12 protein-coding genes are annotated in these 21,947 nt (G+C 52.3%); 4 read left to right on the top strand and 8 right to left on the bottom strand.

Annotation, left to right across the window (positions count from 1 at the left end):
• Positions 1 to 73 precede the first annotated feature (73 nt).
• The 6 genes from JJL52_RS13020 to JJL52_RS12995 form a co-directional block, all read right to left on the bottom strand.
• Positions 74 to 7,291, bottom strand: coding sequence for a hypothetical protein (locus JJL52_RS13020; RefSeq protein WP_202052892.1), 7,218 nt, complete (start codon positions 7,289 to 7,291; stop codon positions 74 to 76).
• A 1,172-nt stretch (positions 7,292 to 8,463) separates the two neighbouring features.
• Positions 8,464 to 9,813 carry a TolC family outer membrane protein gene (locus tag JJL52_RS13015; protein ID WP_202052891.1) on the bottom strand — a complete coding sequence of 450 codons (1,350 nt, stop codon included), beginning with the start codon at positions 9,811 to 9,813 and terminating at the stop codon, positions 8,464 to 8,466.
• A 10-nt stretch (positions 9,814 to 9,823) separates the two neighbouring features.
• Positions 9,824 to 11,146, bottom strand: a complete 1,323-nt coding sequence (locus JJL52_RS13010) for an HlyD family type I secretion periplasmic adaptor subunit (protein WP_202052890.1) — start codon at positions 11,144 to 11,146, stop codon at positions 9,824 to 9,826.
• 18 nt (positions 11,147 to 11,164) lie between these two features.
• The gene (locus JJL52_RS13005; RefSeq protein WP_031430937.1) at positions 11,165 to 12,874 is read right to left on the bottom strand and encodes a type I secretion system permease/ATPase; all 1,710 of its coding nucleotides are present in this window, start codon (positions 12,872 to 12,874) and stop codon (positions 11,165 to 11,167) included.
• Between the two features lie 142 nt (positions 12,875 to 13,016).
• The gene (locus tag JJL52_RS13000; protein ID WP_031430935.1) at positions 13,017 to 13,463 is read right to left on the bottom strand and encodes an NfeD family protein; all 447 of its coding nucleotides are present in this window, start codon (positions 13,461 to 13,463) and stop codon (positions 13,017 to 13,019) included.
• A 9-nt stretch (positions 13,464 to 13,472) separates the two neighbouring features.
• A complete protein-coding gene (locus tag JJL52_RS12995; RefSeq protein ID WP_031430933.1) occupies positions 13,473 to 14,402 on the bottom strand; it encodes an SPFH domain-containing protein in 930 nt (309 codons plus the stop codon).
• 345 nt (positions 14,403 to 14,747) lie between these two features.
• On the opposite strand from JJL52_RS12995, the gene JJL52_RS12990 reads away from it, so the two are divergent.
• The 4 genes from JJL52_RS12990 to lspA all read left to right on the top strand — a co-directional run bounded on the left by JJL52_RS12990 (position 14,748) and on the right by lspA (position 19,486).
• Positions 14,748 to 15,020 carry a hypothetical protein gene (locus tag JJL52_RS12990; protein WP_236994243.1) on the top strand — a complete coding sequence of 91 codons (273 nt, stop codon included), beginning with the start codon at positions 14,748 to 14,750 and terminating at the stop codon, positions 15,018 to 15,020.
• Between the two features lie 218 nt (positions 15,021 to 15,238).
• Complete coding sequence (ribF, locus tag JJL52_RS12985; RefSeq protein WP_031430928.1) at positions 15,239 to 16,192, top strand: bifunctional riboflavin kinase/FAD synthetase; 954 nt, start codon at positions 15,239 to 15,241, stop codon at positions 16,190 to 16,192.
• Positions 16,176 to 19,004, top strand: coding sequence for an isoleucine--tRNA ligase (ileS, locus tag JJL52_RS12980; RefSeq protein WP_202052889.1), 2,829 nt, complete (start codon positions 16,176 to 16,178; stop codon positions 19,002 to 19,004). The genes ribF and ileS overlap by 17 nt, the downstream gene beginning before the upstream one ends.
• Positions 19,005 to 19,012: 8 nt before the next feature.
• Positions 19,013 to 19,486 carry a signal peptidase II gene (gene lspA / locus JJL52_RS12975; protein WP_202052888.1) on the top strand — a complete coding sequence of 158 codons (474 nt, stop codon included), beginning with the start codon at positions 19,013 to 19,015 and terminating at the stop codon, positions 19,484 to 19,486.
• A gap of 124 nt (positions 19,487 to 19,610) precedes the next feature.
• On the opposite strand, the gene JJL52_RS21660 is transcribed toward lspA, so the two are convergent.
• Both JJL52_RS21660 and lnt read right to left on the bottom strand, forming a co-directional pair.
• Entirely contained in the window at positions 19,611 to 19,919 is a 309-nt protein-coding gene (locus tag JJL52_RS21660) for a septal ring lytic transglycosylase RlpA family protein (protein ID WP_336885073.1), read from the bottom strand.
• A gap of 328 nt (positions 19,920 to 20,247) precedes the next feature.
• Positions 20,248 to 21,720, bottom strand: coding sequence for an apolipoprotein N-acyltransferase (lnt, locus tag JJL52_RS12965; RefSeq protein ID WP_436231523.1), 1,473 nt, complete (start codon positions 21,718 to 21,720; stop codon positions 20,248 to 20,250).
• Positions 21,721 to 21,947 lie beyond the last annotated feature (227 nt).

The raw sequence follows: 21,947 nt of genomic DNA, 5'->3' as shown, positions 1-21,947 counted from the left end.
AAAACCCCGCCTTATAGGAAGGCGGGGTTGTAGGGATTCCCCCCGGAGTAAATCCGGGGGTGTCTCAGCGGTCTTAGACCAGACCGAGAGCTTGTGCCGCAGTCAACTCCGCAGCGCTGTTGACAGTACCGACCAAGGTCACCGTCAGGTCGGACGTGCCGGCAGTATCGCCGTTCTCCACGTAGTAGACCTGATACGGGTTATTGGTGACATCCGCAGCTCCGTCTGCGTCGGCGGTCAACAACACTACCGCTTTTTCGTTGTCTCCCAAGCCCGAGACGCTGCCGACTACCAAGTTAGCCAGGTTGAAACCTACCGTTACCTGACCGTTGGTCAACACGAGGCCATCGCTAGCGTCGTCAGTGATACCCGCAACCGCAGCTGTGCCGAAGAAGGCGCTGAAGTCCAGCGTATCGCTCGCATCCACGTTGTTCAGCGTGTCAACGCCGTTGTCCGCCGCCGTGGCTTCGAACACGTAAGTGTCGGCGCTTTCGGCCCGGGCCGCATAAGCTACGGACTGTTGGGCAGCATCGGTTCCATCTTCAAATACAGTTCCTGTCAACGTACCTGTTGTCATGCCCGTGTCATCGACAGTCACTGTAGCTGCTGCCACATCGCCAGCTTGGCTGGTAAAGTTGAAGATAATATTATTGCTGTCGGAATCATAAGATACAGAACCTAAATCGCCAGCGTTCAGCCCCAAATTGGTTTCGATCGTAGCAAGATTGGTACCTGCCCACGTTACGAACGCAGAACCGACTTGATCAGCATCAGATCCAGCGACAACAGTAATATCGCCACCGGCGTCGCTGATTGTGACACCAGCGATGATCAAATCATCACCCGCTTCAAGCGTAGCTGCGCCACCGCTCAGTGTAACAACAACTTTTTCAGTGACTTCCGCCGTAAAACCGCCATCCAGCGTGTCGTTGCCTTTGCCGCCGACCAGCGTGTCATCGCCGGCACCGCCGGTAATGCTATCGTTGCCGTCGCCGCCATAGACGGTAACCGCATCCGTAGCCGTACCCGCCACCGTGAAGGTGATGCCGCTGGTTACGTTGGCAACTTGGCCGCCGTCGAGAGTGCCTGCTTCCAACACCAGACCACGGAAGCTCACCGTGTTCATGTCATTGTTGAACGTCAGCGATTTGGCGCCGCCGGTCAGTTTATTGGCGGTGGTATCGAGCACGAACGTAGTACCGGTTTGGGCCAGCGTCGCATCGGTCAGAACCACGCTTTCGAAGTCGTTGACAGTCGCGATGTTGTTGACAGCTCCCAGTACTACTTCATCGGTCGGACCGGTTGCACCGACTAATGTCGTAACCAGAGCGGAAGTCACACCGGTCACGTCCAGTACATCAAAGTCGAAGCCAAAGCCACCCGGAGCCGGAGCGTCCAGTGCTGCTAGGCTGATGGTATTTGCGCCGGCACCATTAAAGTTAATGGCGTCGTCGTAGACCTTGATCGTGTCGTGGTCACCACCAAAGCCTTGCAAACCGTCAACAAGCGTCAAGTTACCATGAACGTTGGCCAGCGATTTCATGTCATAGACATCGTTGGTTTCCGCATCTTTCAGAATCTCGAATCCGGTCAGACGCATGGTGTCCAGATCACCGATTTTGACATCGATTACGCCGGCCGACGTGCCGAGGAAGTAGATCTTGTCGGTCGTCCCCGTAAAGGTCAGGCTGTCTTCCGCATCCTGAGACGCTTCCAGCTTCAAGCTACCCGCCGCAATCCCATTGTCGCTGGTATAAGACGTGATATGGTGTTCGCCGCTACCCGCCAGGATCGTATTGGTGCCGGTGCCGTCTTCAAAGGACACAGTGGCATCAATCAAACCGGTAGTGGTCGCGTTTTCAGCATCGAACTCAGAGACATTGATTACCGCGTTAATGCTGGTTTCCAGCTGGAAGTAGGAAACCACGTTATTACCGCCGCGCAGGTTGAGCGTGTCGTCGGAATAACGGTGATCCACACCGGCCAGGTTGGTCAGGTCTTCGCTGCCGTCATACTTGATGCTTTCACCAAAGTCACTGCCTTCGATGCGGTTCCAGGTAGCATTGTTGAATGGATCGACTGATACATTCTTATTCAGGTCGTAGCGTTCCACGTAGGTCGGCACGCCCGCGATTTCATTGCTGCTGGCATCGGCAATGCGAATCGTGCTCTCGAACTGATCTGTCGACGCATTGGCCTTGAGCGGATCGAATTGGAAGCTGATTTCGACGGCTTGACCGAAATTGGTGAAGTCCAGTACCGATTCAGCTTGCGAAGCTACAATGCGCTCCGCGCTGATCAGGTGATCGACGCGGGTAACCCAGTTGCCGCCAAAGCTGTCATCGGGGCTGCTGTCTTCATCAACCAGTACATACTGATCGCTACCGGTTCTTACAACGGTGGCGATGGAGTCCAGCGCCTGGCTGTAATCCACGGTATCGACATCAGCATCGTTACCCACGCGGCTTAGGTCGAAGGTGAACAAGTTCTGATTCTCTACATCCACGATTTGAGCAGAATCCTGATCCGCAAACGCGACACGTTGATTGTTGGCATCCAGTTCATCGTAGTCAATGAATGTCGCGAAGGCAACATCTTCGTCGTCATTGTCATATTGCGCATTCTGACTCATGATGTCTTCGTCAGCGACAATAACCGTATCATTGCCGTCGGCCCAAACATTTTCCATCTCATAAATTCCTTCGATGGTCAGCTGGACATTTCCGTTGAGGTCGCGTACTTCGCCGTTGGTGTAGTCAACTACGGCACCGGTGGTCATGGCCGTCACATCGATCACGTCGTCCGCACGGACGCTTTCGGCCGTATTGCCGTTGAGCGCGATGTACTCGACGCCGGTCAAAATGTCTGTTGCCACAGTCGAGCCGACACGACCTCCCGTCATGACGACATGGTCGGTATCGTTCGCAACGTTGACTTTAATGGTAACCGTTGGCTCAGCCGTTTCGGACCCGTTATAGTCATTACGGTACTCGATACGGTCAACGCCCAATCCTGCCTGGAACGTGTTGTTTTTGGCCGCTTCGGTTTCGTCGATGATTACCAAGTCGTTACCCAAACCTCCGATGACGTTTTCCACACCATCGACCTTGATAACGAGCTGCTCATAGTCGGTCTCGGCCGGTCTATCACCGTCCGTAGTAACGAACGCATCGGTGCTGTAACGCACATCGCCCGGACCGCTGAAGCCCGCGTCGTTGGTCAAGTTATAGCTGATGCCGCCTGCATCCGTAGACAATCCGGACACATCGAGAGTGTCGTTACCTTGACCATCGCCTGCTACCGCCTTGCCGACACCCGATACCGTACGGATGTTTTCGAAGTTGGTGAAGGTGCTGGTGGATTCAAAATCGCCATCGCCGTCCACGTCTACGCCAACCGTACCGGCACCGTCGTTGCGGAATTCGATCGCGCCACCGTTTACTACATAATCGTTCAGCGTAATGGTGAACTCGGTTTGACCCGCCGCGAAATCAGCCTGCTGGAATTGCAACGTATCATCGAATACGCCGCTCGCCAACGTGACGCCGGTCTCCGCTTGTGAGATCAGGGCAATCGAAGAAATGTTCAGACCGGTCAATGCCGCCACTTTCGAAGGATTGGCCGCTTCCCACTTGTTCAGCTCATAAACACGGGTTTTGGCTTCACCCAATACCTTAACGGCATAGTAGTTCTTACCACCGTCGAGGTCGTCCGCGCCCAAGGAACCAATTACACGATCGTCACCGGTGCCGCCACTGATCGTGTCGTTACCTTGACCGCCGAGCAGGAAATCATCGCCGTGTACGGAATAGATTTCCACTTGGTTGTCCAGCCAGGCATTGGTGGCTTGGCTATTGACAATGGTTTCCCCAGTGTTGGCAACGCTTTCCGCATGCGTATCGACCTTGTTGTCGATCAGCACGGCATTTTTACCAACGATGGTGGAACCTGCATCTTCAGCGGTTTCCAGGGTCGAGCGGTTAATGCCGCTATCGCCGATGAACAACACGTTGTCGTTATTCAAATTGCCGTCGCGGCCGTCGAATTGGTACAGGAGCACTTCATGCTGCGAAGTATTCTCAACCGTGACAGTAGCCGGCTCGCCATTGGACAGATTTTGAATGGTCACGGTCGGCTCGATCATGAACACGGTTTCTTCGCCGTTATAGTCGGCCTGGGTCAGCGTAATGGTGTCAGTACCATTGAAAGACGCACTCAACTCACCGGAAGCCGTGTCATCGTCCATAAAAGTGTTGATGAAGTCGGTCAAACGATCCAGGAAATTTGCCTGGATATTCGCCTGGCTATCGAACGGACCATCTTCGTTACCGATGATGTTACCGTCGAGATCCACGCCCACTTGCAGGGAGTATTCCACGCCGTTGACCAGGATGGTCACTTTATCCTGAGTCGTGAGATTGTCAAACGTCAGGGTATAAGTCTGGTCTTCGGCAATACGCGTACCATCCTCGGCGAAATTGATCACCAAGTCTTCGGCATAGCCTTCTTGGCCCAGACTGACGTTGGAACCCAGCACGGCATCATCGTCGCGCAACTCGCCATCGGCACGGTCTTCATAGGCGGCATAGATCAGACGATCTTGAGATACCGTTACATCGGCTTCCCCAAACGCAAACGTATTGGCGGTCTGCGTGTTTGCCTTTTGCTGTACGGTAACGCCCGCGCCCGCCACTTCCGTGGTCGTATCCGCCAACTCGCGGCCCAGCGCGTCGGTAATGTAGATCGTTACGCCATCAGATTGCAGGGTGGCTTGCAGATCCGTACCAAACGATGTTGCATCCAAGGCTTCATTAATCGCATCGGTCAGTCCTTGGTAGGTCGTCGCCGCCTTGATCGCAGCGGTATTCAAGGTGATGCTTTGGAAAGTATCCCCAACCTTGACGCCCGTGGTGATTTCGGACACGAAATTGACCACATCGGACAACTCGTCGCCCGGCGCATTGCCGCCTGCTTTTTCAATCGCGATCTTGAGCACGGAAGAACCTACGGTGGCGGTTGCATCCAAGCCGAAATCCTGGCCATAGAGGTAATTGCCGTCGGCATCCGTATCCCAAATATTGTCGCCGTTCGCATCGACTTGACGCCAGATTACATCCACGCCATCCGCAGCAACTTCCTGAGCATTGTTATTGACAATAGAACCCAAATGGAAGATGAAGTCGTCGTTGCCTTCGCCGCCCGACAACAAATCGTTGCCTTTACGGCCTTCGATCACGTCGTCGCCCGTATTGGCATACAAGATGTTGTCACCGTACGTGCCGCGCAAATCCAGATCGCCTTCATAAGCGAAGTGGTTTTGTTGATTTGCGAAATGCAGCTCCGGATCATTCGCGCCGGACGCCAGATAGTCGATCGATCCCAGGCCGGTGGCGATCACGTTTTCCATATCGGTCACGGTCACGCGGGCACTGCCGCTGTAGTTGGTCTGGTCTTGCGTGCCGTCTACGTCCGCGCCGCCGTAACCAGCGGAATCATTGATGTTTTGACCTCTCAGATCGAAACGCAATACGCCGTCGGTAGTCAAATCGTCGGCTGTTTGAGTACCGAGAGATTGATCAGTGAGCCACAGGGTATCATCGTCTTCACCGCCGCCAATAGCGCCGCCGTCCGCTTCGAATACGATGTCATCGTTGCCATCTCCGCCGATCAGCGTATCCCTGCCGTCATTGACAATGCCGGCCGCATTCGGGTTGTTCAACGCGTAACGCAGGTTGCCGCCCATCAGTAAGTCATCGCCATCACGACCTTCGATATAATCGTTGTCGTAACCGCCGATGAGGATATTGCGAACAGTGCTGCCAGTTATGTGCAATTGTGCGGAAGTACCGATGCCAACGTTTTCGCCGTTGACCATTTTACCGCCAGCGCCGATCGCGACATTCACATCGTCCAGGAATCCGTACAGGTTGCCTGAGGCATCGATGTTTTCAACATCGTCAAGATCCATGAACTCACCCGAACGGGATTCTGCTTCACCATGACCCGGATCAATGCCGCCGCTGCTGTCAGTCAGCCAAATTTGCACTGGCTCGTCATCATCAGAGGCTTCAAAGAGCAACCAGTCAGAGTCCTGCGCACTTTGGCCTACGCCCGCTGCGTTGTCATCGGCGGTATTGCCGCCGTCTATCCACAGACTGCTGCCATCGGTAGCGTCCAGACCGGAAAACTCAGCAAAGAAGAAGTCGGCATTACGACCGCCCTTCAGGGAATCTTGGCCCCAACCGCGGGCTTGGGCAATACCACCGCCCGCCATGAAGTCGTTACCGATGCCGCCAAATGCGGTGTCCGCACCCAGGCCGCCCAGGAAAATGTTGCCGTCGGTATTAACGCCATCGCCAGCGAAACCGGTGCCGTCAAACGCGATGTCGCCCAAATAGTTTTGGGCGATATTGCCCTGATTAAGCAAATCACGGCTGTAAGCATCAACGATTTCGAAGTCCTTGCCGTCATCCAACGCCGTCGGGTTGTTGTTTTCAACACCGTTCAATTCGATGACGCCGTCTCCGTCCAGATCCAGACCCTTGACTTGATTGTCGTTGGCGGTTACATCGATGCGCGCATCCTGATCACCGGTCAACCGCATTACGTCTGCACCGGCAGCAGTCTGCGAGGTAAGATTGAAGGTTTTGTTGAGGTTTTGATTCTCGTTGATCTGAACGACTTTAGTCGTCTGTACTTCGCCGGTGGTATTTTTCAAGGTAACCGTGAACAGTTCGGACGGTTCCGCAAGCAAATCCTGCAGGGCGCTGATAGTGAAAGTGGCCTTGCCGGTTGCATCCAAAACAACGGAACCCACTGCAGAATTAACGTCTTCGCTGTGGCTGGTATCGACTTCCCATACCAAGGTGGTATTTGCCGTACCTGTAACCGTAAAGGTAACACCGTCAAGACCTTCGGTAATAGCCTGTTTATCGGCGCTTAACGTCAAACCGGAAGTCGGCTCTCCGCCTCCGCCAAGGCCAGTTTCGGCGGCCGTTTTCAGATCCGCTTTTACGTCGGCCAACAAAACCGCTTTTTCGGCTTTTGAAAGCTTACCGTTTCCATCGGTATCCCCCAGGCCCAGGTCCTTAAAATTCTTTATTAACTGCTTTTGTATAAAGAGGCGGCTTCCGACATAGTTAGATACGTAAGCGTCATCTCTATGGGCTTTTTCATACAGCCTGACGATGGTTTTGCTCAGTGCCGCTTTTTGGCTTGGCTTAAAGTCGATCCCATATCCCTCAAGGGCGCCAATGATGGCTTGAGCTTTTTCTGTAGAACTAATTGTCATAATTTACTCCGGTTACATAAATTTCTGTTTTATAACAGTTAAAGATGAGCAACGCCACGCCCAAACGGTTATCGACTGACTTGGCTTTTCGCTGGCATCATGCAGATTGGTAATTTCAGTCCATTGTCGCGGTATAAAGTATAGTGACATTTAAGCAACTTTGTCTAGCTTTTTGGGGATTTTCTTAGAACATCATTCAGTTACGCAGACAAACTGATGATTTTTATCAAATTATTTTCGGATTACTTCCCCAAAAGGCTTTATGACAGCCCCATACGATCCACTTTGTTGCCCATCTTCCAAAGATTGTTGCGTTTTCCCAAACCGCATCGACAGCAATATAAATGCAGATTTCATGCCACTAATAATCTTCCCTTTATGAATCATATATTAGTTTAACTGTATCGCCGCTGAATGACCCGGACCCAGGTCGATAAATACTTTCGTCCAACAGTCGACCAACACAAAATGGGGATAACAAAGCAGCTTTGCACTACTTTTGCCAGCTCTTGCACCACGCTGGGTCAATCATACCCTAACAATGGCTTTTTCACCTTAAAGACAAAGGGGTCAGACAGGGAAAAATACAAGTACGTAAAGCCCAACAGAACTACGACACCCAGGTTATGGATATTAATAAAATTCGTCCAATCTCAATTGGCTTTTAGAGATATTTCAGAATTCTTTTATTTTTTGCAGACGCGAATTTATCTGTGCCTTTCGGGCATCGTTCTGTACGAACAAATTCACACCTCTATCTTGCATACTTCACTCGAAGTGAGCGCAGTGATTCTAGAAAGCCTCGCGTTTTATTCCGACCCCATCAGTTTATTGATTAGATTTGCATATAAGCCAGCATTTTTTAGGACTCATCCATCTTTCTCAATATATCACAGACGGGGCATTTCATTTGTTACAGTTTAGGTAGAGATACTCCGAATCCGGCTAAATTCGGACTCCATCCGAATTCGTGCGCATGGCCGGTTGTCAGGTCGCTGCATCCCAATCTCCAGATTAGAAGTACTTGCCAGGAAGAAATTGAAAACCCAGCAGCGGAGAGCACAAGAAACAAAAAAAAAAGGGGGGGGGAGGGATTCTGACACGCCTCTTCCGACTCCTAAGTTCCAGCTCGGGCACGAAAAAGCGAAAGCTTCTGCAGCGACTTTTATAGCTTATGATTCTTCAGCGTTTGCAGCCGGGCTCGATTTTGCCGATTCCAGCCAGTCGTTGATTTCGCGCAAGTTGTTTTCATCAAGCGAACCGATGGCCAACAAAAAGCGAATGTGATTGCGAATATAGCTGTATTTAGCCTGCGCCAAATCCCTTTTCGCAGCAAATTCATTTTCTTGCGCCTTGAGAAAGTCGCTGATGGTAACTATACCGTAATACAGTCCTCGCGCCATCGATTCACGCGATTTGGCCGCCGATTCGAGCGATTTTCGGCCCGCCTTGATGCGCTTGACATCGGCATTAGTGGTGAGAAACGCATCGCTGGTTTCTTTAGTCAAGGAACGCAAGGCGATTTCATTGTCGTATTGACTCAATCGCAATTTGCTTTTGGCTTCAAATAATTGATGAGTGGTGGTTCCACCCGAAAATATCGGCACATTAACGTTGATCGCCGCAACTTGGGTCTGTATATCCGCCCCTAAACGCTGACTATTGTATCCGGTATTGGTATCGTAGAAATTCAATTGCAGATCTACGACTGGCAAATGCTTGGATTTTTGTGCGGCAACATTATTCTCCGCTGCCTCTATAGCAATACGCTTGGCCGATAAGAGAGGGTTTTGACTTTGCGCCATATCGATCCATTGCTGCAATTTGCCTTCAAGCTCTTTAAACTCGATGTTTTCACGAAGCCTCCACAAACTCGAAGGTGCCATCCCCGTTAATTCACGCAAACCTTGCTGACTGGTTACCAGTTGACTTTCCGCCTTTATCTCGTCGGCAACCACTTGATCGAGACGCGCTTCCACGGCATACACATCGGTTATTTTTAACACCTGCTTGGCGAATTGTTTTTGCACCTGATCCAATTCGTGCTGGGTCATTTGTTTTTCCGAGCGCGTAAACTCCAATTGATCCTCGGCTTCCAACACAGCAAAATAACGATCGACCACATTGAAGATTAATTCATTCCGCGACTCAATTTCTTCGGAGGCAAATTGATCTTCCACCTTGGACGCGCGCCGCCATTCCCAAAATTTCGCAAAGTCGATCAAGGTCTGGCTAAGCGAAACATAGTAGCGGGTACCGACATAAGAGCTATTCGCGGCTCGCGGGCCGGTATCTGTTCTTTGTTGGTTTTTCGACCAGTTGCCGACAGCATTGATCTGCGGCAGCATTTGACCGAGTGCTTGGCCTTTTTGTGCAGCTCCGACTTCCGATTTAGCCTCCGCGGACTTCAACGTAGGGTCGCCCTCCAAGGCCTGGCGATATACAGTAAGCAAATCATCGGCCAACGCTACCGCGCTAAACAAGCAGAATACCACCCCCCATAGAAGATTGGACTTAGTCATTCGGCACCTATTAATCTTCGATAAATGCACGTGCGAACGCATTGGTTGCAGGCTGCGCCAAATATTCGAACAAGGTTCTTTCTCCCGTATTGATCAGAACCTCTGCCGGCATCCCCGGGACCAGCTGAAGCTTGCCGAGCTTTTTCCGACTTTCCGGAGTCAGTTCGACACGCGCCTGGTAGTAAGGCGTGCCCGATTGATCGTCCACAAACCGGTCTGCCGATAATTGAATAACGGTGCCGTCCATCTTCGGGGTCTGCGATTGCTTGAAGGCGCTGAAACGCACCTCGGCATGCAGACCAACCGAAACGCGATCGATATCATTAGGAGATACTTGGGCCTCGATAATTAACTCGGCATCTCTCGGTACGATATCGAGAATCGCATGGCCTGGCGATATGACTCCGTTCTGGGTATGCACCGACAAGCCCATTACCATGCCGCTGACGGGTGCCTTGATGATGATGCGGTCAAGCTTGTCTTTTGTCGCGGACAGTCTCTCATTGACATCGTTCAGCTGCGCCTGTACTTCGCTAAGCTTGCTGGCAACCTCTTCCTGAAATTTCTTTTGTATCTGCATAATCTGCAGGCGAGTTTCGCTGATCAACATCTGATTGGTAGCGATTTCCGCATTCAGTTGGGCGATTTCACCATTTTGCATCGCATGACTACGCTCCATGTCTCGCAAGCGTAATTTATCGGCATATCCTTCCGCCAATAATTCTTTTAAATCATGAATTTCTTCACCAAACGAATCGACCAGGACCTTCTTACTTTCGACTTGGGCTTGCAAGCCTTTTATTTTGCTGGATATCTGGCTGATCCTTTCTCTCAGCACCGCCACCTCGCCGTCATGGGTGGTTTTTCTGGATTTGAAAACATTGATTTCAGCCTTTTTGGCTTCAGTTACCTTTTGGTCACTGTCATCTTTCAGCTCGTCAGGAAAAGCGATCTGATTGAGTTGATCTTTTTCCGCACGCAACCGAGCCGCCTGCGCAGCCAAACTAATGAACTGGCTACGCGCAATTTCCATTTGGGCTTTTAGCTGCGTATCGTCAAGAATCAATAATGGATCGCCTTCATTGACCAAATCTCCGTCTTTGGCCAGTATTCTGGCAACAATTCCCCCGTCCAGGTGTTGCACGGTTTTTCTATGCGACTTTACAACAACAACCCCGGGTGCCAATGCGGAACTATCAATCGGCGCCAAAAATGCCCATCCGCCAAAGATGCCGAATGTCAGTATCACTATTACTGTACCGATGAGCCGTATCGACCAGTCATTAGTGTGCAAATCCGGGGACGATATATTGCCCCTAGTATTTTGTGTCATATTTGCTTATGTAAGGAATTAAGCTAGGGACGCTACGGGCCGTTGTTGCTTTTGCTGTTGCTGCAGATATTCGATAACCTGCGTCTTCGGCCCGTAAACAACTAGCGCACCGTCATTCAGGATCATCATTTTGTCAACTTTGGACAGGACATTATTTCGGTGCGTGATGATAATTACTGTTGTCTGCTTTTGTTTGAGCTGCAACAAAGCCTTTTCGAGGGCGCTTTCGCCCTGTTCATCCAGGTTGGAATTCGGTTCGTCGAGAACAACCAAAACCGGATTGCCATACAAAGCCCGCGCCAAACCTATTCTTTGCCGCTGGCCTCCCGACAAGTTTCCGCCCGTCGCGCCAATAACAGTATCATAGCCTTCCGGCAGGCGTAAAATCATATCGTGCACATCAGCCATTTTTGCGGCTTCAACAACTTTTTCCGGAATAATTTCGCCAAAACGAGCGATATTTTCGCTGATACTGCCTTCAAATAACTCTATATCCTGAGGCAAGTAGCCAATGAACCGGCCGATATGTTCGCGCTCCCAGTTGAAAACCTCCGCACCATCCAATCGAATCACTCCGTTAGCGGTCGGCCAAATACCTAATACCGCCCGCGCCAATGTCGATTTACCAGCTCCGCTGGGCCCTATTACGCCAATGATGTCTCCTTTCTCGATCACCAGATTGAGCCCCTTTATAGCGGGTACTTTACCGCCCGGCGGAATGACAACGGTATTTTCGAATTGAATGCGTCCTTGAGGATCGGGAAGCTGCATTTGCTCCTTTTCGGGAGGAATTTGCTGTAAAATTTCATTCAACCGTTTGTACTGGCCGCGAGCACTAATAAAGCCTTTCCAGGTCCCAATCATTAAATCAATAGGAGCCAAGGCCCTACCCATTAGGATGGAACCGGCAATCATCAGGCCTGGAGAAATCTCGCGTTCGATCGTCAAATAAGCACCTAATCCCAAAATCAGCGATTGTGAAGACATACGGATGATCTTTGACAACGCAGCCAATAGCCCTGCCCGCGAGCTGGCCACGGCCTGCAAATTCAAAACTTTTACAGCCCCCTCCATCCAGCGCCGGTGCAAATTACCTAACATGCCCATTGATTCGATTACTTCGGCATTACGTAAGTTTTTGCTTAATTGGGCCCGAGTGGCAATGGCGACATTATTTGCATCGCTCAACGTTTTACTCGTTGCTTTTTCGGTCGCAACAGCAACCAGACTCAGCAATATTGCGGTAGCTACGGAAAACCATCCGAACCAAGGATGGAATACAAACAGCAGAGCCAGATAAACCGGCATCCAAGGTACATCAAAAAACGCAAAAAGCCCATTGCCTGTGAGAAATTGGCGCAAACCGGTCAAATCATCGAGCGCCTGGGTCGTAGCCTGCCTCCCCCCCGTAAATAAGGCTTGTTTGAAAGCAACGCGAAATAATCGTGTATTCAGCAGCATTTCCAAGCGCGTACTGACTCTTACGAGTATTTGGGAGCGCACCCACTCCAAAGAGGCCATCGTGATAAATAACAACAACACAATTAATGTCAACATCAGTAATGTTGTCATATTTCCGGTTGTGACCACTCGATCATACACTTGCAGCATATAAATCGAGGGAGCAATCATTAAGAAATTAATCAATAGACTAAAACCAGCCGCGGACAAAAATGCTCCTTTGCAAAGATTTAGAGCCTTTTCCAGATCGGTTTTGACGATATTCATGCGCAGAAATAATGCCGATTGCCAACAAACTGTTTATTATCTCATAAAGAACATTTTTTTAATATTATGGTGAAAAACATAAGTCATTGAACCAGAGCCGCAACCCACACCCTCCGTGCCGAATGTGGCATTGTGGTTTACCTTAGCCATGTTCTACTTTTTCGACTTCAAACACTGTACCGTTGACCGAAACCACCCGGACTTTCGCGTCAACCGGACAATCGGGCCCGTGTACTTTCCAGATCGTGTCGTCTACCTTGATCTTGCCCTGCCCGTTCTCGATTGGCGCGTACAGATTGAACACTCGGCCGATATACTGCGCGCCACGCTTGTTCAACAGCGGCCGGTCACTTTCGATCGGGTGTTTCTTGACATAAAACCGCCAGGCCGCAATCGCCAGGATCGACAGTACCGAAAATTCGAAAATCTGAAAATTTTCCGGTGTCGCCGGAAACAGCAGAACCAGGCAGCCGGTCACAAAGCCTGCTGCCGACATCCACAGGAAAAAGAAGCCGGGCGCAACCAGTTCGACGACCAGAAGAATCAACGCCAATATCCACCAGTACCAGAAGACAAAGTCGAATTCCATCGTCCCCCCCTATGCGCTTTTGGCATTCTTGGCCATCGCTTCCTTCGCCAGTTCGGTAATCCCGCCAATTGCGCCGATCACGCTCGAGGCCTCCAGCGGCATCAGGATCAGTTTGCTGTTATCCGCGGCAGCGACGTTTTGCAGCGCCTCAATGTATTTTTGTGCGACGAAATAATTGATCGCGTTCAGGTCGCCCTTGCCGATCGCTTCGGACACCATCAGCGTAGCCCGGGCCTCGGCCTGCGCCAGACGTTCGCGGGCATCCGCGTCGCGATAGGCAGCTTCCTTGCGGCCTTCGGCTTCCAGAACCGCTGCCTGCTGGGCGCCTTCCGCACGCAGGATCTCGGATTGCCTAAGGCCTTCCGCTTCTAAAATCGAAGCGCGTTTTAGCCGTTCCGCTTTCATCTGCTTGCCCATCGCTTCGACCAGATCCTTCGGCGGCGCGATGTCTTTGATTTCGATACGGGTCGCCTTGATACCCCACGGCGTCGTCGCATCGTCGACGACCGTCAGCAGGCGCGCGTTGATGTCGTCGCGGCGGGACAATAGCTCATCCAGATCCATCGAGCCCATCACGGTCCGGATATTGGTCATCACCAGATTCAGGATTGCCCACTCGAGATTGCTGACTTCATAGGCGGCTTTAGCAGCGTCCATCACCTGATAGAACACGACGCCGTCGACGGTGACCATCGCGTTGTCTTTCGTGATCACTTCCTGCGACGGCACATCCAGCACCTGCTCCATCATGATCATTTTGCGGCCGACCCGGTCGACCAGCGGGACGATGATGTTCAATCCGGGTGTCAATGTATTGGTGTAGCGGCCGAATCGCTCGATTGTATATTCCATCCCCTGCGGAACCGATTTGACCGCCAAAAACACGCCTAATACGGCGAGAACCAATAACGCTAAGACAAAAATCCCGAAACCGCCCATGAGGCCTCCAAAGAAGGGTAGATTAAAAAACGCATGTTAAAGAATAGCCTATCGATCAAAATCCGCGCTGATCGGTCTCAATAGAAATCCGAAATTCCTTGCCCTTATACCATAAAGAGCCAGCCAATTCTCCATCTTAAACTCGATCGGATATCGAACAGGCTCAGCGGCCTTCCGGCTTCCGGAAATCCTTGCCGGTCAAACCGGCTGCTCGGCGCTAAGTTTAATTTCATGGAGGGATGGTGGTATATTATAAAGTTATGGACGGCGGAGCCGACTCTCCGGCACTACCCGGTTTTGAACCACTTTTATCGGTAATTCAATATGGTATTTTATTCTTTCAACATGGCGGCTTTTACGCTTCTTTTCTTCGTGCTCGGAATGATCAAGCCGAAATGGCCCCTATTTTTTCTGAAGGAGCCCAGCCGCTTCATGATCCTGATGATCACGCCGATCCTGATCATGATTACGGTGACGCTGTACGGCGAAGGCCTGAAACGCGAACGGGAAGAAAAGGCGATGCAAGAAACGCCTGCGAAAGTCGCCGAACCCGTGCCGGTGCCTGTTCCGGTTCCGGCCACGGATGCGCCGCCAAGCACACCCGCTCCCAAAAAATAAACTTTCCGCGAGGAGCAACCGTAGTTGCTCCGCAACAGAATGTTCCAATTCGCACACGGCGCCTACCTTACCGTGTAAATCATGATAAAATCAGCGGTTTTAATTAAATGAAACGCTGATTTATGCCTTTTCCGAATCCGCCGTTACGGTTCGAATCATGCCTGATAGCATAGCGGCGGAGCTTTTCTTGCTCAATTTGCGTTTCCCAAGCATTGATGATGCGTGTCATTAGAGGCCTATCCCATCTGGAATCCCTCGAGCAGGGCTGCGTGCTGACGATCGGTAATTTCGACGGCTTGCACCTGGGGCATCGCGCGGTAATCGACAAACTTGCCGCAAAAGGCCGAGCCATTGGGCTTCCGGTCGCCGTGATGATTTTTGAACCGCAGCCCTTGGAATATTTTCTCGGCGACAACTCGCCATCGCGGCTGATGCGCCTGCGCGAAAAAGTGCTCGGCTTTTCGACATTGCCGGTCGATTATTTGCTGATTGCCCGCTTCAATCGGCAATTTGCCAACCTGGATGCCGAAAAATTCATCGATGACATCCTGGCCAAAAAGCTGAACGTAAAACATCTGGTGATCGGCGACGATTTTCATTTCGGCAAGGCCCGGCGCGGCAATTTTGCGATGCTGCAAGATAAGGGCCGGCAATGGGGATTTACGGTCGAGGACACCGGTTCGCTCTCCATCGAAGGCCTTCGCGTCAGCAGTACACTGATCCGGGATGCGTTGGCGGCCGGCAATCTCGCGCAGGCCGAACAATTACTGGGCCACAGCTATTCGGTCTGCGGCCGGATCGTGCACGGCGAGAAACGCGGCCGGGCCCTGGGTTTTCCGACCGCCAACATCAAGCTGCACCGAAAGAATACGCCACTTCACGGCGTGTTTGCGGTAACGATGACCGGCCTCGGCGAAGGTGAGATCCAGGGCATCGCGAACGTCGGCACGCGGCCGACCGTCGACGGCGGCTCGAAAGTGGTCCTGGAAACCCATTTGTTCAATTTTGACCGGGAAATTTACGGACGTTATGTGGAAGTGCATTTCAAGCACAAAATCCGCGACGAAATGCGTTTCCATTCCCTTGATAAATTACAAGCCCAGATCGAGAAAGATGTGGCTCTAACCCAAAAGATTTTTGCCGATTCAAACGCTTATGACTATGGATTATAAAAAAACGCTTAATTTACCGACGACCGCTTTCCCGATGAAAGCGAACCTGGCACAGCGCGAACCGGAACGGTTGAAAATCTGGAACGAATCCAAACTGTATCAAAAGATCCGCGCAGCGGCGGCCGGACGCCCCAAATTCGTCCTGCACGACGGCCCCCCCTACGCGAACGGCGAGATCCATATCGGCCACGCGGTGAACAAAGTATTGAAAGACTTCATCGTGAAGTCGAAAACGCTGGCCGGCTACGATGCGCCGTATGTACCCGGCTGGGATTGCCACGGCCTGCCGATCGAGCTGATGGTCGAAAAGAAAGTCGGCAAGGCCGGCGTCAAAGTCACGCCGGCGGTGTTCCGTAAAGCCTGCCGCGAATATGCCGGCAAGCAGGTCGCGCTGCAGAAAGAAGCCTTCGTCCGCCTTGGCATTCTCGGCGACTGGGACAATCCTTATCTCACGATGGACTTCGCATTCGAAGCGGACATCGTGCGTTCGCTCGGCAAGATCGCTGCAAACGGCCATATCGCGCACGGCGCGAAGCCGGTTCACTGGTGCACCGACTGCGGCTCCGCATTGGCTGAAGCGGAAGTCGAATACGAGGACAAGCATTCGCCGGCGATCGACGTGCGTTTCGAAGCCGTGGATCCGATCGCTCTTTTGGCCAATTGCCACCATGTCGGCGAAGGCGAAGGCCCCCTGTCGGTTGTGATCTGGACCACTACGCCGTGGACCCTGCCCGCAAATCAGGCCGTCGCGTTGAATCCCGAACTGGACTATGCGGTCGTGCAGTGCGAAAAAGGCGGCATCAAGGAGCGTCTGGTCATCGCCGAGGCGCTGCTGAAGGATGCGATGTCGCGCTATAACATCGACGACTTCCGGGTCATCGCCTATTGCAAAGGTTCCGCGCTCGAACACCAGGCATTGCATCACCCTTTCTACAGACGCCAGGTCCCTGTCATTCTCGGCGATCACGTAACGACCGACGCGGGTACCGGCGCGGTGCATACCGCCCCCGGCCACGGCCAGGAAGACTATGTTGCCGGCCTTCGCTACGATCTGCCGGTCGACAACCCTGTCGGCGCGGACGGCGTATTTTTGCCGAATACCGAACTGTTCGCGGGCGAGCATGTGTTCAAGGCCAACGAGCACGTGATCGAAGTGCTGGAGACGAACGGCAAGCTGCTGCATCACCATGCGATCGAGCACAGTTATCCGCATTGCTGGCGGCACAAAACGCCGATCATTTTCCGCGCGACGCCGCAATGGTTCATTTCGATGGAAAAGAAGCACCTTCGCGAAACCGCGCTGGCCGAAGTCAAACACGTCGCCTGGATTCCGGACTGGGGCCAGGCGCGCATCGAAAGCATGCTGAACGGCCGCCCGGACTGGTGTATTTCCCGGCAGCGCACCTGGGGCGTACCGATCACCTTTTTCGTGCACAAAGAGAGCGGCGAATTGCACCCGCGCACAGTCGAATTGATCGAGCCGATCGCCAAACGGATCGAAGAACGCGGCATCGATGCCTGGTTTGATCTGGAACCGGCCGAATTACTCGGCGACGAAGCGGCGTATTACGACAAGATCACCGATACGCTGGACGTCTGGTTCGACTCCGGCGTAACGCATGCCTGCGTACTCGAACGGCGCGAGCAATTGAGATTTCCGGCCGATCTGTACCTGGAAGGCTCGGACCAGCATCGCGGCTGGTTCCAGTCGTCGCTTCTGGCCTCGACCGCGATGAATGATGCCGCGCCGTACAAGGCGGTGCTGACGCACGGCTTTACGGTCGATGCGGAAGGCAAAAAAATGTCCAAATCGAAAGGCAACGTGGTCGCACCGCAAGCGGTGATGAAAGACCTCGGCGCGGACATCTTGCGACTATGGGTCGCCTCGGCCGATTACCGCGGCGAAATGAACGTTTCGGCTGAAATTTTGAATCGGACCGCCGACGGCTATCGGCGGCTGCGCAATACCGCCCGCTTCCTGCTGTCGAACCTGAACGATTTCGATCCGGCGCAGCATCTGGTCGAAACCGGCAGCCTGCTCGCGCTGGACCGCTGGGTGATGGATCGGGCCTGGCAATTGCAGGAAGAAGTGAAAGCCGCCTACGAGGCATATCAATTCCAATCGATTTTCCAGAAAGTGCATCACTTCTGCGTGATTGATCTCGGCGGCTTTTACCTGGACGTGATCAAGGACCGCCAGTACACCGCGAAAACCGACGGCCTGGCCCGGCGCTCCGCGCAAACGGCGATGTATCATGTGCTCGAAGCCCTGGTACGCTGGCTCGCCCCGATCATCAGCTACACAGCCGACGAAATCTGGCATTTCATGCCGGGCAAACGCAGCGAATCGGTGTTTCTCGAAACCTGGTACAACGGACTGGCCCAGCTCGACGCCGATGCGGCGATCAGCCGCGACACCTGGCAAAAAGTGATGGCCGTACGCACCGCAGTCAGCAAAGAACTTGAAAAAAGCCGCGCCAAAGGCGATATTGGCGCGTCGCTAAATGCCGAAGTTGAACTGTATTGCAACAGCGACTATTTCCAGGCGTTAAAGCTTTTGGGAGAGGAATTGCGTTTCGTGCTGATCACTTCCGGCGCTTCGGTAATGGCGGAGCAAGCCGACGACCCGACTGATGCAGCTTCGACCGACATTCCGGGAGTCCGTATCAAGGTTAATGTTTCTGAATATCCCAAATGCGTCCGTTGCTGGCATCAGCGTGCTGATGTAGGCATCGCTCCCGAGCATCCGGAACTTTGCGGACGTTGTGTCGAAAACGTTGCCGGTGCCGGCGAAACTCGCCAATTCGCGTGATGATGCCGATGTTGAAATGGCTCTGGTTAACCTTGTTGGCTGTCCTGCTCGACCAGGGCAGCAAGCTGGCGATCGACGCTTCGATGCATTTATATGAATCGATTCCGCTAATCCCCTATCTGAATCTGACTTACGTGCATAACACCGGTGCGGCGTTCAGCTTTTTAAGCGAAGCGGGCGGCTGGCAGCGCTGGTTCTTCTCCGGGCTCGCGCTGGTCATCAGTGCCGGAATTACGGTATGGCTCACCAAACTGCAAAAGCATGAAACGCTGCTCGCGGCAGCGCTGGCGCTGATCCTCGGCGGCGCGATCGGCAATTTGATCGATCGGGTTGCCTACGGTTATGTAATTGATTTCATAGACGTATATTACGGAAATTCGCATTTTCCGTTTTTCAATATCGCCGATGCGGCAATCAATCTGGGCGTAATCCTGATGCTGGCCGAATCGTTCGGCTGGTTCGGTGCGGCTAAAAAAGCCTAGTTAAAAGTTCAGGATGTCGATTAACGGCACCCCAATAACGGCCTTATTTGAGAGTTTCCTGATTTTCGCAAGCTATTGACCCTGCCGACAAAAGCGATCTTAAGTATTCGAAGGCGCAATCTCGTCATTCGAGACTGCTCAGGTACTCGACCTTGACTTTAGCGAGTCCCCGCAACCCTATTCTTCTCGCCGCAGCCTGCGACAAATCAATCAACCTCCCTTTTTTAAAGGGGCCCCTATCATTGACCAGCACGTCGACCGAACGGCCGTTATGGAGATTAGTCACCCTAACTTTGCAAGGCAGCGGCAAGGTTTTGTGTGCAGCCGTCATGTGTTGCGACCTGAACCGTGACCCGGTCGCGGTCCGATTTCCCGACTCCGAGCCGTACCAGGAAGCCGTACCGATCTCTTTATAACCCGCTGCCGAAGCCATCGGATAATAGGTTTTTCCCTTAACCCGGTAAGGCCGGTTATAAGCCGCCCTATGCTTGGAATGTTCGGCGCGCTGAACCTGAGGCCGATATAGCGGCAGAGTCGGCGATACGGCCTTCTCTGTAGCACAGCCGTTAAATAGCAGCGCAGTCCATACGATACAGAACAGAGCGGTTTTCTTCCGATCTATTGTGGAGAAGAAAGGCATTATCATAACGCGGCAACTCAGTACGATGATAAAAACATCGTGAATATAAAGCACAATGCTTAATAATGCCTTACTTGCTCAGGATGAGCTAGTGCTGGGATATAAAATTAACTTTCGAACATTATATCGGGCATTTTTCGTCGATACGAAATAACCTCATTTTGTCCGAACGAGTCAGCAGTAAAATCAAAAACAATAGCGCCGCTATAAATGCCACGACCGGCCTATCCCCTATCCACGCATAAGGCGTCAATCCGGTCATCGGTCTGATCGTGCCCGTCAATGCGGTTGTGGTAAATAGAGGGGCCTGCTTCAGTATTCGCCCGTCTGGAGATACGATTGCGGTCACACCGGTGTTAGTCGAACGCAGCAGGTAACGCCCGGTTTCCAATGCTCGCATCCGTGCGTTTTGCAAATGCTGGTGCGGTTCGATCGAATCGCCGAACCAGGCGTCGTTGGTCGCGTTGACCAGATAGGCCGCATCCTGGAGCCCACGCAGAGCATTTTCCGAAAACGCGTCTTCATAACAAATCGAAGTAATGAAGGGATAGCCGCCGGCTCGCAGCAACGGCTGATCGGCACTTCCGGGAGTAAAATGGCTCAGCCGCAAATTGAAATGTTCAAGTATCCAGCCAGAAACCGGCTGCCACGGCATGTATTCCCCGAAAGGCAGCAAATGCACCTTCCGGTAAATGCCTTCATTCCGACCCAAGGTGATGACCGAATTATATTTCTCTCCTTCCGCATCGCCATAGGAGGGTACGCTGACGATCAAATCGGCCTGGTGGGCTTTCGCGCTCTGATGCAGAGGCTTCAGAAAAGGCTCGTAAACATCCGGCAAATAAGCAGGTACTGCAGATTCCGGCCAGACGATCACTTGCGAGTCCCAATGCGCCTCGGTCATTCGGATATATTGCAGAATCGTGCTGACGCGGGTTTCCGGTAGCCATTTTTTATCCTGCGAAATATTGCCTTGGATCAGCGTCACTTTGAGCGGCTCACCGTAAGGGCGAGTCCATTCGGCAGTTTTCAAAACTCCGCCGCCAAACCATATGCTCATAATACCGATCAATAGATATAAGGCGGATTTAGGCCGGATGAATATCCCAGTGAGCAAGGCGGCCGATATAGCCCCAAGCAGCCCCGCCCCATAAGCGCCGATCAGCGGAATATAGCCTGCTAAAGGCGCATCCAGTTGCGAGTAGGCAATCTGCAGCCACGGAAAGCCTTCCAATACAATTTTTCCCCGCAGATACTCGATCAATATCCAGACCAGAGGATAGAAAATCAAACGGCCGGATTGTTTTCCCGGCAGCTTTGCCGTCATGTAAACGGCAATAGCGGGAAACGCAGACCAAAATCCGACAAAAAGGCCGGCTATGAGAAGTGAGCCGAATGCGCCACCTCCGCCATAATCATGAACGCTGACGTAGACCCAGGAAACGCCTAAACCGAACTGTCCAAGCCCGAACAAATAGCCTCTCAGTAACCCACGCTTCGGCGTAAGCGGCATACAGGTCCAGAACAAATACGCCAGCGCGGGAAAAACGGTAAGATATAAATCGAAAGGCGCAAATGCTAGGGTATAGGCAATGCCTGCAGCGAACGATAGAACGTCCCAAAGACTGTTAGCGGATGATATACGGTTTTTTGGAAAGGTGCTCACACGCCGGCTACACTGAGTCTGGGAGGGGAAGGCTGCACGAATGAACTATCAAGAGAACAGCGCCATTTTACCGTGCATACGCAAATGAAACATTATTTTAGCGAGCGGCCTGAACCTCGGCCATAAAAAAACCCCCGGCCTCGGGGAGAGGACGG

It is taken from the genome of Candidatus Methylomicrobium oryzae (genome assembly GCF_016745425.1).
Lineage (GTDB): Bacteria > Pseudomonadota > Gammaproteobacteria > Methylococcales > Methylomonadaceae > Methylomicrobium > Methylomicrobium oryzae.
Note: the sequence above shows the minus strand (reverse complement) of the source record. Positions and strands in the feature narration are given on the sequence as shown.

Bases quoted from the DNA above. Each gene is read 5' to 3' on its own strand.
- JJL52_RS12990 (WP_236994243.1), top strand. From the start codon at position 14,748: ATGGCGGCTTTTACGCTTCTTTTCTTCGTGCTCGGAATGATCAAGCCG.
- JJL52_RS21660 (WP_336885073.1), bottom strand. From the start codon at position 19,919: ATGGCTTCGGCAGCGGGTTATAAAGAGATCGGTACGGCTTCCTGGTAC.
- JJL52_RS13005 (WP_031430937.1), bottom strand. From the start codon at position 12,874: ATGAATATCGTCAAAACCGATCTGGAAAAGGCTCTAAATCTTTGCAAA.
- JJL52_RS13020 (WP_202052892.1), bottom strand. From the start codon at position 7,291: ATGACAATTAGTTCTACAGAAAAAGCTCAAGCCATCATTGGCGCCCTT.
- JJL52_RS13015 (WP_202052891.1), bottom strand. From the start codon at position 9,813: ATGACTAAGTCCAATCTTCTATGGGGGGTGGTATTCTGCTTGTTTAGC.
- JJL52_RS12995 (WP_031430933.1), bottom strand. From the start codon at position 14,402: ATGGGCGGTTTCGGGATTTTTGTCTTAGCGTTATTGGTTCTCGCCGTA.
- ribF (WP_031430928.1), top strand. From the start codon at position 15,239: ATGCGTGTCATTAGAGGCCTATCCCATCTGGAATCCCTCGAGCAGGGC.
- JJL52_RS13000 (WP_031430935.1), bottom strand. From the start codon at position 13,463: ATGGAATTCGACTTTGTCTTCTGGTACTGGTGGATATTGGCGTTGATT.
- JJL52_RS13010 (WP_202052890.1), bottom strand. From the start codon at position 11,146: ATGACACAAAATACTAGGGGCAATATATCGTCCCCGGATTTGCACACT.
- ileS (WP_202052889.1), top strand. From the start codon at position 16,176: ATGACTATGGATTATAAAAAAACGCTTAATTTACCGACGACCGCTTTC.
- lspA (WP_202052888.1), top strand. From the start codon at position 19,013: ATGTTGAAATGGCTCTGGTTAACCTTGTTGGCTGTCCTGCTCGACCAG.